At 61.8% G+C, this 10,932-nt stretch carries 11 protein-coding genes; all 11 read left to right on the top strand.

All coding sequences use genetic code 11. The annotated features are described in order from the left end of the window. Positions 1–1,611, top strand: a 1,611-nt coding sequence (locus Q0K00_RS09935; RefSeq protein WP_297229089.1) for a DNA translocase FtsK, incomplete at its 5' end; no start/stop codon positions are given. A 671-nt stretch (positions 1,612–2,282) separates the two neighbouring features. Next, on the top strand, positions 2,283–2,963 hold the full coding sequence (lolA, locus tag Q0K00_RS09930; protein WP_297229087.1) for an outer membrane lipoprotein chaperone LolA: 681 nt from the start codon (positions 2,283–2,285) through the stop codon (positions 2,961–2,963). 178 nt (positions 2,964–3,141) lie between these two features. Further along, a complete protein-coding gene (vsr, locus tag Q0K00_RS09925; RefSeq protein ID WP_297229085.1) occupies positions 3,142–3,558 on the top strand; it encodes a very short patch repair endonuclease in 417 nt (138 codons plus the stop codon). A gap of 14 nt (positions 3,559–3,572) precedes the next feature. Continuing rightward, complete coding sequence (locus Q0K00_RS09920; RefSeq protein WP_297229083.1) at positions 3,573–4,763, top strand: DNA cytosine methyltransferase; 1,191 nt, start codon at positions 3,573–3,575, stop codon at positions 4,761–4,763. A gap of 5 nt (positions 4,764–4,768) precedes the next feature. Then, positions 4,769–5,383: an Eco29kI family restriction endonuclease gene (locus tag Q0K00_RS09915; RefSeq protein ID WP_297229081.1), complete on the top strand. Its 615-nt coding sequence runs from the start codon at positions 4,769–4,771 to the stop codon at positions 5,381–5,383. Between the two features lie 33 nt (positions 5,384–5,416). Then, positions 5,417–6,070, top strand: a complete 654-nt coding sequence (locus tag Q0K00_RS09910) for an HAD hydrolase-like protein (RefSeq protein ID WP_297229079.1) — start codon at positions 5,417–5,419, stop codon at positions 6,068–6,070. A 113-nt stretch (positions 6,071–6,183) separates the two neighbouring features. After that, positions 6,184–6,807: a recombination-associated protein RdgC gene (gene rdgC / locus Q0K00_RS09905; RefSeq protein ID WP_297229077.1), complete on the top strand. Its 624-nt coding sequence runs from the start codon at positions 6,184–6,186 to the stop codon at positions 6,805–6,807. A gap of 11 nt (positions 6,808–6,818) precedes the next feature. After that, a complete protein-coding gene (locus Q0K00_RS09900; protein ID WP_297229076.1) occupies positions 6,819–7,340 on the top strand; it encodes a hypothetical protein in 522 nt (173 codons plus the stop codon). A gap of 4 nt (positions 7,341–7,344) precedes the next feature. Then, positions 7,345–8,385 carry an ABC transporter permease gene (locus Q0K00_RS09895; protein WP_297229074.1) on the top strand — a complete coding sequence of 347 codons (1,041 nt, stop codon included), beginning with the start codon at positions 7,345–7,347 and terminating at the stop codon, positions 8,383–8,385. After that, positions 8,382–9,218 (top strand): ABC transporter permease, encoded by an 837-nt coding sequence (locus tag Q0K00_RS09890; protein ID WP_297229072.1) that lies wholly within the window; start codon positions 8,382–8,384, stop codon positions 9,216–9,218. Before Q0K00_RS09895 ends, Q0K00_RS09890 begins: the two co-directional genes overlap by 4 nt. Positions 9,219–9,228: 10 nt before the next feature. Further along, a complete protein-coding gene (locus Q0K00_RS09885; protein WP_297229070.1) occupies positions 9,229–10,839 on the top strand; it encodes an AAA family ATPase in 1,611 nt (536 codons plus the stop codon). The last annotated feature ends 93 nt before the right edge of the window (positions 10,840–10,932 follow it).

Here is a 10,932-nt window from a genome sequence, read left to right as displayed (position 1 = left end):
GAAGAGGCCGCCGAACCTCTGGACATCACGGCCAATGCGCCCACTGTGCCGCCGGTCACGGCGGCCCCCGGCAGCGCGACGCCTCCGGCATCGCCCGTGGCCGCGGCCGGGCAGGTCGTGGGCGAAGCGGTCAAGCAGGCCACGCAAAAGACCCTGGCCGCGCTGGGCCGCAAGGCTCCCGTCCCCCTGCCGGGACTGGACCTGCTGTCGCCGCCCGCGCCCGACGCCGTGCGTCCTATAGAGGACCCGGAACGCGCTCGCGCCCTCATGTCCTGCCTGCGGGATTTCGACATCCAGGCGGAGCTCGTGCGCGTGACGCCCGGCCCGGTGGTCACCATGTACGAAGTGCGGCCCGCTCCGGGCATCCGCGTCAACCGCATCGCCAATCTGAGCGGGGAGATCGCGCTGGCGCTCAAGGCCATCGCCGTACGCATACAGGCTCCCATCCCCGGTCAGGACACCGTGGGCATAGAGATCCCCAATACCGAACGCCAGACCGTGAATTTCCGCGAACTGGTGGCCAGCGAGGCTTTCCGCAAGGGCTGCGGGCCGCTGACCATGGTGCTGGGCAAGGACATCGCCGGACGGCCCGTGCTGGCCGACCTGGCCAAGATGCCGCATCTGCTGGTGGCCGGGGCCACCGGCGCGGGCAAGAGCGTCTGCCTCAACGGCATATTGCTCAGTCTGCTGTACCGCACCCAGCCCTCGGAGATGCAGCTGCTGCTCGTGGACCCCAAGCGCATCGAGATGGCCGTCTATGCCGACGAGCCGCACCTCGTGCATCCTGTGGTCAAGGAGATGTCCGATGCCAAGAACGCGCTGGACTGGGCCGTGCACGAGATGGACAGCCGCTACGACGCCATGGCCCGTCTGGGCGTGCGCAACATCGCCGGATACAATCAGAAACTCGCCTCCTACGGCGATGCCCTGCCGGACGATCTGCGCGATCTGGAACCCATGAGCTATCTGGTCATCGTCATCGACGAGCTGGCGGACCTCATGCTCACCGCCGGACGCGAGGTGGAGACCAGCATCGTGCGGCTGGCCCAGCTGGCGCGCGCGTCAGGCATCCACATGATCCTCGCCACCCAGCGCCCCAGCGTCAACGTGGTGACCGGCCTCATCAAGGCCAATTTCCCCTGCCGCATCTCCTTTCAGGTGGCCTCGGTACACGATTCGCGCACCATCCTCGATCAGGCGGGCGCGGAACATCTGCTCGGGCGCGGCGACATGCTCTTCAAGCCCAGCGGCGGCCAGCTGCAACGCCTGCACGGCCCGTTCGTCAGCGACGAGGAAGTCCACAACGTCGTCCAGTACTGGAAACGCCACCTCAGCCCCTCCTACAAGGTGGACTTTGCCTCCTGGGGACTGGAAGCCGCAGGCGCGGGACCAGGCGCCGGACGCGCCGGGGGCGGCGGCAATGCGGCCAACGACCCCGTCTATCCGGCAGTGCAGGCCTTCGTGACCGAACAGGGCAAGGCGTCCATCTCGCTGGTGCAACGCCGCTTCAATATCGGCTTCAACCGCGCGGCCCGCATCATGGAACAGCTGGAACAGGACGGCATCATCGGCCCCGCCTCCGGCAGCAAGCCGCGTGCCGTGGTCAAATAGGGGCCAGGATAGTTTGATTGGGGGGAAGGGGAACCCCTCGCGCTGCTTCGATGCCTGTAAGGCTCCTGCGTCGCCTGACAGGCACGGCCTGTTTTGGGGGAAAGGGGAACCCCTCCGCCTGCGCGGGAGGTGTTCCCCTTCCCCCCAAGCCCCCCATCCCTTCCCCAGCGCGCTTTTATCAGGGCGGATGCACGGCGAACGCGGCACGCAGGCCGCTCCTTTGTCTGACCGTCCCCCGGTAGACTGTTTTGCCGTCGAAAAAGGCAGAACACGAGGCGGCAGCACAGCGCCGCCCGGCCGAAACCAAGCGAAAAGCCGCCTTTTTCCGTGAAACGTCAGGCCGTATGGGTTGAAAGGCGAAGCGTTTCAAACTGAAAATGTTCTATCAGGGGAAAGCGCGCACGACAAAGCGCATCATGTTCGTGTAAGGTTTACATCTGTTTTACATCATACCTTACGATTTGTTTCCATTTGCTCCGGCAGGTCGTGGAAAAGGCGCGCCTGCCGCGCTTGCCCCTGCCGGACTTTTTGCGTACAGCGGAAGAGGGCGGCCATACGGCGCAAGCCTTTCGTGCCGTCGTGGCGCGGACATGCCCCGCGGCGGAAGTCGTGGGAGAGCCTGCCGCGCCGTCCGTATTCGAGTCCCCATGTCCAAAAAGGAGAAAAACCGTATGCGGCAACGCATTTTCCCGATCTTGTGTTCCCTTCTGCTGCTGGCGGCCATGACGGCCGGGGCGCAGGCCGCGCCGTCCGACATCGTGAACGGCATCCGCAAGCGCTACGACAGCCTGCAAAACTTCACGGCCACCTTTGAACAGACCCTGACCCACAAGGAAAGCGGCAACGTCGAAAAGCGCAAGGGGACCCTGCGTTTCAAGAAACCGCTGCTCATCCGCTGGGAGACGGAAGACCCCACCCCGGAGACCCTTGTGGTCACGGACAAGGAGATCTGGGACTATCTGCCTGACGAGGAAGTGGCCTACCGCTATCCGCCGGACCTCGTGCAGGATTCGCGCAGCATCATCCAGGTGCTGACGGGCCAGTCCGCCCTTGATCGGGATTTCGACCTGACGGAAGAGGGCAAGGAAGGCGGTCTGCGCAAGGTGCGTCTCTATCCCAAGGACCCCAGCCCGCAGATGGTGGAGGCCGTCATCTGGGTGGAGAACGACTACCTCATCCGCCGTGCGGACATCGTCGATTTTTACGGCAACCATAACGATGTGCGTTTCGTGGACTTCAAGTCCAACAGCGGCGTTCCCGCCTCGGCCTTCAGCTTCACCCCGCCCAAGGGCGTGGAAGTGGAAGACCGCAGGCAAAAGGATGCCGTCCCGGAACGCGAACTGTTCAACTAGAGCTTGTCGGCGTGTTTGGGGGAAGGGGATCCCTTCCCTCATGTATTATCTGGGCCATATGCGGTTTCAGGGCGATGTCAGGCGACGGGGGAGCCGTACCGTGTAACTTGAACGGCGATTCGTATTGGCCAAGGGGTGGGCGGAGCGCTTGAAATGCCATTCAACTGGCCGGGCAACAATGGATTCCGTCAGTAAAGAAAAAAGAAGCTGGATAATGGGGAGAGTGAAAGGGCGGAATACGCGCCCGGAAAAACTTGTGCGCTCCCTATTGCACGGAATGGGTTACAGGTTTCGCCTCCAGCGAGCTGATCTTCCTGGTAGGCCTGATATCGTATTGCCCAAATATCGCACCGTGATTTTTGTGCATGGTTGTTACTGGCATAGGCATGATTGTCCAAACGGAAAGCGACTCCCCAAAACCCGCCTTGATTTTTGGATCCCAAAGCTGGAAGGAAATCGTCTGAGGGATGTGAAAAATCAGGAAAAATTGGTACAAATGGGTTGGAAAGTACTGGTTCTCTGGGAATGTACGCTAAAGGACAAGGTTGCTTTGCAAGAAAAGATTCGTTGTTTTCTAAACGATATGGAAAAATGATCATAGGCGGTGGTATGAAATCTGTGGAACTGTTCGCTGGAGCGGGGGGATTGGCTTTGGGGGTGGCTTTCGCGGGTTTTACCCATGAGGCGGTTATTGAATGGGATAAGTGGGCGTGTGATACCATTCGTGAAAATCAGTTGCGCCAAAATCCATTAGTGGCGGATTGGCCGCTATATGAACAAGATGTTCGCTCTTTTGATTTTTCATCTCTTCATGACATTGATCTTGTGGCGGGAGGCCCTCCTTGCCAGCCTTTCTCTCTGGGAGGGAAGCACAAAGCCCACTCGGACAAGCGTGATATGTTCCCAACAACGATTGATGTGGTGAGATGCTTGAAGCCAAAAGCCTTTCTTGTGGAAAACGTCAAAGGACTGACACGCGCTTCTTTTGCGAATTATTTACAATATACGATTCTTCAACTCAGCTATCCAGAGCTGACACGCTATCCAAATGAAAGTTGGAGTGAGCACTTTTCTCGTCTGGAAGAAGAAAAAACATCTGGAAGAGTGGATGGCGTTACATATGATGTGGTCTTTCGAGTCGTCAATGCGGCCGATTATGGTATTCCTCAACGCCGGGAAAGAGTTTTTATCGTAGGTTTTCGGCATGACCTCGGTGTTCGCTGGTCTTTTCCCGAGCCGAGTCATTCGCTGGAAAGTCTGCTTTATTCACAGTGGGTAAACGGTGAATACTGGGAACGCCATAAAATAAATGGAAGTAAAAATTATATTTTGAGCGAAAAACTCAAGAAAAATATTGAAAAGATGAAGTGTGTCACTGAAAAGCCTTCCAAGAAGCCTTGGATCACGGTTCGTGATGCGCTTCAGGGCATTCCCGAACCCCATAAAGGTGATTCATTTTACAGTAATCATATTTTTCAACCAGGGGCGAAAATATATGCCGGTCATACGGGAAGCCCGCTGGATCTGCCAGCAAAAACACTCAAGGCGGGTGGCCACGGTGTCCCTGGAGGAGAAAATATGCTTGTGATGCCGGATGGTTCTGTCAGATATTTTACGGTGAGAGAATCCGCGAGGCTGCAAACCTTTCCTGATACCTATGTTTTTCATGGTTCCTGGACGGAAACGATGAGGCAATTGGGCAATGCCGTGCCGGTGGCTTTGGCCCGACTCATGGCCGGCAGCGTGGCGGAAAAACTGCTTGAAGCCGAAAGCAGGCGACTTGAACGCATTGTGCAGTGAGGCGCATGATGGAAATCAAACCATACAATCCCCTTGATAAGGTCAATCTTGGCGGGAGTGTGGCTGATGCCATGCTTCAGAGCGAAGTGCGGCCTCTTGGCGAACTGGAATCGTTTGATGGGGCTGGGATCTATGCGATCTATTATGTGGGCGATTTTGAAGCCTATGCCTTGTTGACGGAAAATAATGGAAAAGATGCGTTCAGTAATCCAATTTATGTGGGTAAGGCGGTTCCCCCCGGTGCGAGGAAAGGAAACTTTGGTCTGGATTCCTCACCGGGCCAGGCTCTTTACAAGCGTCTGCGGGAACATGCTGAGAGTATTGATGCTGTCGCGAATTTGAAAATTGAAGATTTCTTTTGTCGTTTTCTTGTTGTGGACGACATTTGGATTCCATTGGGAGAATCCTTGCTGATTGCAAAATTTTCCCCCATTTGGAATAAATTGATTGATGGTTTTGGCAACCATGATCCCGGGAAAGGGAGGTATGGTGGAGCGCGTCCCAAATGGGATACCCTTCATCCCGGGCGAGAATGGGCGGAGAGATGCGTGGCGCGAGGTGAGACCGCCGCTCAAATCGCGGAAGAAGTCAAGGCGTATCTTCGCGCCATGCTGGGATGATCTTGCCAACTCACACGGCGCTGATGAGAGACCATGACCGCACGTTTCACGGACTGTTTTTTTGATCTGGACGGCACGTTGACCGATTCCGCGCCCGGCATCCTCAACGGGGTGGAGCTGGCGCTGTCGCATTTCGGCTTGCATCCGCCGCGGGAGAGCCTGAACTTTTTCATCGGGCCGCCGTTGCTGGAGTCGTTTGCCGGGTATTTCCCGGGGGAGCCGGACAAGGCCCGCACGGCCCTGCGCATCTACCGGGAGTATTACCGGGAGCGGGGCATGTTCGAGAACAGCGTCTATCCCGGCATGGCCGGGCTGCTGGCCGATCTGGCGGCGGCGGGCTGTCGTGTGCATCTGGCCACGGCCAAGCCGGAGCCGTTTGCCCGCATCATCGTGGAGCATTTCGGCCTGCTGCCGTATTTCAGCGTCCTTGCGGGGGCGGAGCTGGACGGTCCGCGCCACGACAAGACGGACGTGCTGCGCTATGCGCTGGGGCTGGCGGAGCTGCCGCCGGAGGCTCGTCCGCTCATGATAGGCGACCGCCATCATGATGTGGAGGGCGCGCACGCCGTGGGCCTGCCGTGCGCGGGGGTGCTTTACGGCTACGGCAGCCGCGAGGAACTGACGGGCGCGGGCGCGGACCACCTGTGCGATACGGTGGACGACCTGCGGCGTCTGCTGCTGGCCTGAGACGTGATGCCTTGCCAGACGCCGCGCCCCTGCGTACAACAGGGGGGCGACGCCTCCCGGCGACGAGGCCGGGGCCGGATGGACAACCAACCGCCGTATGCGGAGGACAGGATATGGGATTTGCCAACTCCAGTTGCAGCTTTACGCGCTTTCGCGTGCTGGACAGCCTGACGGACGAACAGTGGAGCGCCGTGCCCGACAAGCTCCGGCAGTATGCTTTTCAGGACATCGACGAGTTGCCGGAGATGCAGGCGCACGGCTGGGTCTGCTTCGAGGACATGCTGGACAGCGCATGGCGCGCCGCGCCGCCGCAGAAGGGGGCGTATTACGTCTTTTCCCTGCGTCTGGACACGCGGCGCATCCCGGCGGGGGTCATCAAGAAGCATCTGGCGCTGGCCCTGCGCGAGGAAAAGGAACGTATGCAGGCGCAGGGCAAGAACTTCATCTCCCGCGAGCGCAAGAAGGAGTTGAAGGAGCAGGTGCTGCTGCGCCTGCGGCAGCGTTTCCTGCCTGTGCCCGCCGAGTTCAACGTCATCTGGAACACGGTCAGGAATGAAGTCTGGTTCGCCTCCACGCAGAGCAGGATGATCGATCTGTTCATGGAGTTCTTCCTCCAGAGCTTCGAGGTGCATCTGGAGCAGCTCACGCCCTACAGTCTGGCCGAGACGCTGCTGGATGAGGAGGCCATGAGCCGCCTCGACCGCATGGAACCCACGGAATTTGCCGTCAACGCCTGAGGAGGGCAACAATGAGCACCATCAGCGACTCCACGGACAGCATCCTCGGCAAGGAGTTCCTCACCTGGCTCTGGTATCAGAGCGACGTGGCCCCCGGGGCCTTCACGGACGCGACAGGCGCGCCCTTTGCCGTGAGCATGGAACAGCGCATCGTCGTGCAGGGCGGCGAGGGCGAGGCGCAGGAGACCGCTTCCGTCTCCGGGGCGCTCTCTCCCCTGCGGGAAGCCCGTTTCGGACTGGGCACGGGCAAGAAGGTCTCCCGCGCGCTGGTGCGGCTGGAAAAGGACGAGCTGGCCTTCCAGGTCAGCCTGCGGGCCGAGGATTTCAGTCTCAACAGTCTGAAAACGCCCAAGATCGAAAAGAGCGGCGACGATGACGATCCCGACGCCCTCCTGCTGGAAAAGATCTACCTGCTGGAAGTCTGCACCGGCCTGCTGGACAGTCTGTTCCAGCGCTTCCTGCGGCTGCGCCTGTCGGCGGACTGGCTGCGGGAGGTCAACGACATGCGGCAGTGGATGACCCGTACGGAATAGGCACATGGGCAGCGTGTCGCATTCTTCCGGCTCCCGGACGGGGGGCGGCCGTCGGTTCCTGCTGCGTCTGGGCCGCAAGCTGCTCTGGATGCTGCTCGTCCTCTGGGGCATCACCATCATCAGTTTCGTGGTCATCCATCTGGCGCCCGGTTCGCCCACGGACATGGAGACCACGCTCAACCCGCTGGCGGGCGAGGCGGCCCGGCGGCAGCTCGACGCCCTCTATGGGCTGGACAAGCCGCTCCACGTCCAGTATCTGGACTGGCTTTCCCGCATGGTGCGGCTGGATTTCGGCGTGTCCATGTCCGCCGATGCCCGGCCCGTGCTGGACAAGATCCTCGAACGCCTGCCCCTGACCGTGGGCATGAACGTGGTCTCGCTGCTGCTCACCCTCTGCATCGCCGTGCCGCTGGGCATCCTGTCGGCCTGTCGCCGCAATTCCTGGCTGGACAAGGGCGTGACCCTGCTGGTCTTTCTGGGTTTCGCCATGCCGTCCTTCTGGTTGGCCCTGCTGCTCATGCTCTTTTTCGGGCTGGAGCTGCAATGGCTGCCCATATCCGGGCTGACCTCGCTGGACTATCCGCATCTTTCCTTCTGGGGCAAGTGCGTGGACATCATGCGCCATCTGGCCCTGCCCATCCTCGTGTATACCGTGGGGTCGCTGGCGGGCATGTCGCGCTACATGCGGGCCTGTATGCTGGAAGTGCTGCGGCAGGACTACATCCTCACCGCGCAGGCGCGAGGGCTGACCGGGCGTATGGTCATCCTGCGGCACGCCCTGCGCAATGCCCTGCTGCCGGTCATCACGCTGCTCGGTCTGTCCGTGCCCGGCCTCATCGGCGGCAGCGTCATCATCGAATCCATCTTTGCCCTGCCCGGACTGGGGCAGCTCTTCTATGCCGCGGTCATGGCGCGTGACTACACCATGATCATGGGCAATCTGGTGCTCGGGGCCGTGCTCACGCTGGCGGGCAACGTGCTGGCCGACCTCTGTTACGGACTGGCCGACCCGCGCATCCGTTCCGCACAGGAGAAAAACGCATGATGCCCCGTGTGCTGCGCCGTTGTCTGGGACGCCATCTCATGTTCACGCTGGGACTGGGCATCGTGCTCGTCATGTCCCTTGCCGCGCTGTGCGCTCCGCTCATCGCGCCCTACGATCCCGCGCAAGAGCACGGCCACGCCGTCCTCATGCCGCCCTGTGCCGAGTTCTGGCTGGGTACGGACAGGCTGGGGAGGGATGTCTTTTCCCGTCTGCTCTACGGCGGGCAGGCCTCGCTCTGGGTGGGCTTCGTGGCCGTGGGCATCTCCGTGAGCATCGGGACGGTGCTCGGCCTCATCAGCGGGTATTTCCGGGGCTGGGTGGACGAGATCATCATGCGCGGCGTGGATGTCATGCTCTGTTTCCCGTCCTTCTTCCTCATCCTGGCGGTCATCGCCTTTCTGGAACCCAGTCTGGCCAACATCATGATCGTCATCGGGCTGACCTCCTGGATGGGCGTCGCGCGCCTCGTGCGGGCCGAGACCCTCAGTCTGCGCGAACGCGAATTCGTGGCCGCCGCGCGGCTGGCGGGCTGCTCCACGGCGCGGATGCTGTTCGGGCACATCCTGCCCAATGCGCTGGCCCCCATCCTCATCACCGCCACGCTGGGCGTGGCCGGGGCCATCCTTGTGGAATCGAGCCTGAGCTTCCTCGGGCTCGGCATGAGTCCGCCCACCCCGACCTGGGGCAACATGCTGCAGGACGGCAAGACCGTGCTGGAGTGCGCGCCGTGGCTCTCGCTCTATCCCGGATTGGCCATCCTCGTTACGGTACTGGGCTACAATCTGCTGGGGGAAAGCCTGCGCGACTGGCTGGACCCGCGTCTCAAGCAGTGAGGGGAGGGCGATGCTGGAACATCTGAGGATCCGCAATCTGGCGCTCATCGAGGACATGGAGCTGGATTTCGCGCAGGGCATGAACGTGCTCACCGGCGAGACCGGCGCGGGCAAGAGCTTCATCCTCAAGGCGCTGGGTTTCCTGCTGGGCGACAAGCTGGCGGCGGACATGGTGCGTCCCGGCGCGGAACGCGCGCAGGTGGAGGCGCTCTTCCTCCTGCGCGGGGAGGAGTGCATCATCCGGCGTGAACTGCTGGCCGAGACCGGACGCAGCCGCCTGTATGTCAACGACAGTCTGCGCTCGCAGGAGAGCGTGCGCCGTCTGCGGGACGAGTTGCTGGTCCACACCAGCCAGCACGGGCAGCAGCAGCTCCTGCAACCGGCCTTCCAGGCCCGCCTCATGGAAAGCGCCATGCCCGATGCGGCCCTTTTGCAGAAGAAGGAGGAGCTGCTTGGTCAGCTGCGGGACGTGGCGGCCCGCCGCGAGGAACTGCGGCAGCGGCAGACCGGGCTGGCCGACAAGCGCGACGTGCTGGAGATGCAGCAGCAGGAGATCGACAAGGTGGCTCCCGAAGAAGGCGAGGAGGAACGCCTTGAGGAAGTGCGCGCGCAGGCCCGCGCCGCCGAGCAGGCCGGGGAACAGTATGAGGAAGCCCTCAGCCTCCTGCACGGGGAGGAGGAACCGGGCCTGCTGGACAGGCTCGCCCGGCTCGAACGTCTCCTGCATCAGATGGCGCACGGCAACGAGGACTTGCAGGCCGACGCCGAGGCCGTCACGGCCGTGCGGCAGCAGTTGCAGCATCTGAGCGGCGTGCTGCGCCGTCCGCCCGTGCCCGACGATCTGCCCGACATGGACAGCGTGGAGGAACGCCTCTACGAGCTGGCCCAGCTCAAGCGCAAGCTGCGCCGCAGCATGGAGGAAATTCTGGAGCTGCGGCAGGAGATCGAGGAGAACCTTTCCTTCCTCGACGCCTGCGCGCTGGATATCTCCGCCCTCGACAAGGAGGAGGGCCGTCTTGCGGCCGCGCTCAGGGACGTGCTGGAACGCCTGCGCCCCCAGCGGCGGGAGGCGGCGGAGGACTTTGCCCGCCGTCTGGAAGCGGAATTGCGGGAGCTGGGCTTTTCCGAGCAGGTGCGCGTGCTGCCGGACCTCGTGGCGCAAGAGATCTGGCCCGGCATCGAGGACGACCGGGTGCGCATCCTCTGGGCCCCCAATCCGGGACAGGCCCCGCAGCCGCTGGACAAGATCGCCTCCGGCGGCGAGCTTTCCCGCTTTTTGCTGGCGCTGGTCAGCGTGCGCCCCAAGGCCGAGAACGCCACCTTCATCTTTGACGAGGTGGACGCCGGGGTGGGCGGCATGACGCTCAACAAGCTGGCCGACAAGCTGGCCCGGCTGGCCGAACAGCGGCAGATGCTGCTCATCACCCACTGGCCGCAGCTGGCCGCGCGGGCGCAGCGGCATTTTCAGGTCAGCAAGCAGGTGCGCGGCAACAGCACCTTCACGCTCTGCACCCGCCTCGATGCCGACGACCGCCATGCCGAATTGGCCCGCATGGCCGGGGGCGGCGCACAGGGCGAGGCCGTGGCCGTCAGTCTCGAACGCGGCATGACGGCGGAGTAGGGTCGGCTGACGCTATCCATTAGAGCAATTCCACATTGAAAATGTGGATTGCTCTGGTAGTCGCGAGAGCGACTACCCGCAACCGAACACACG

Origin of the sequence: uncultured Desulfovibrio sp. (assembly GCF_944327235.1) — a bacterium.
Taxonomy (GTDB): Bacteria; Desulfobacterota; Desulfovibrionia; order Desulfovibrionales; family Desulfovibrionaceae; genus Desulfovibrio.
This window is presented reverse-complemented; position numbering and strand designations above follow the sequence as displayed.

Bases quoted from the DNA above. Each gene is read 5' to 3' on its own strand.
- lolA (WP_297229087.1), top strand. From the start codon at position 2,283: ATGCGGCAACGCATTTTCCCGATCTTGTGTTCCCTTCTGCTGCTGGCG.
- Q0K00_RS09920 (WP_297229083.1), top strand. From the start codon at position 3,573: ATGAAATCTGTGGAACTGTTCGCTGGAGCGGGGGGATTGGCTTTGGGG.
- Q0K00_RS09915 (WP_297229081.1), top strand. From the start codon at position 4,769: ATGATGGAAATCAAACCATACAATCCCCTTGATAAGGTCAATCTTGGC.
- rdgC (WP_297229077.1), top strand. From the start codon at position 6,184: ATGGGATTTGCCAACTCCAGTTGCAGCTTTACGCGCTTTCGCGTGCTG.
- Q0K00_RS09890 (WP_297229072.1), top strand. From the start codon at position 8,382: ATGATGCCCCGTGTGCTGCGCCGTTGTCTGGGACGCCATCTCATGTTC.
- Q0K00_RS09895 (WP_297229074.1), top strand. From the start codon at position 7,345: ATGGGCAGCGTGTCGCATTCTTCCGGCTCCCGGACGGGGGGCGGCCGT.
- vsr (WP_297229085.1), top strand. From the start codon at position 3,142: ATGGATTCCGTCAGTAAAGAAAAAAGAAGCTGGATAATGGGGAGAGTG.
- Q0K00_RS09910 (WP_297229079.1), top strand. From the start codon at position 5,417: ATGACCGCACGTTTCACGGACTGTTTTTTTGATCTGGACGGCACGTTG.
- Q0K00_RS09900 (WP_297229076.1), top strand. From the start codon at position 6,819: ATGAGCACCATCAGCGACTCCACGGACAGCATCCTCGGCAAGGAGTTC.
- Q0K00_RS09885 (WP_297229070.1), top strand. From the start codon at position 9,229: ATGCTGGAACATCTGAGGATCCGCAATCTGGCGCTCATCGAGGACATG.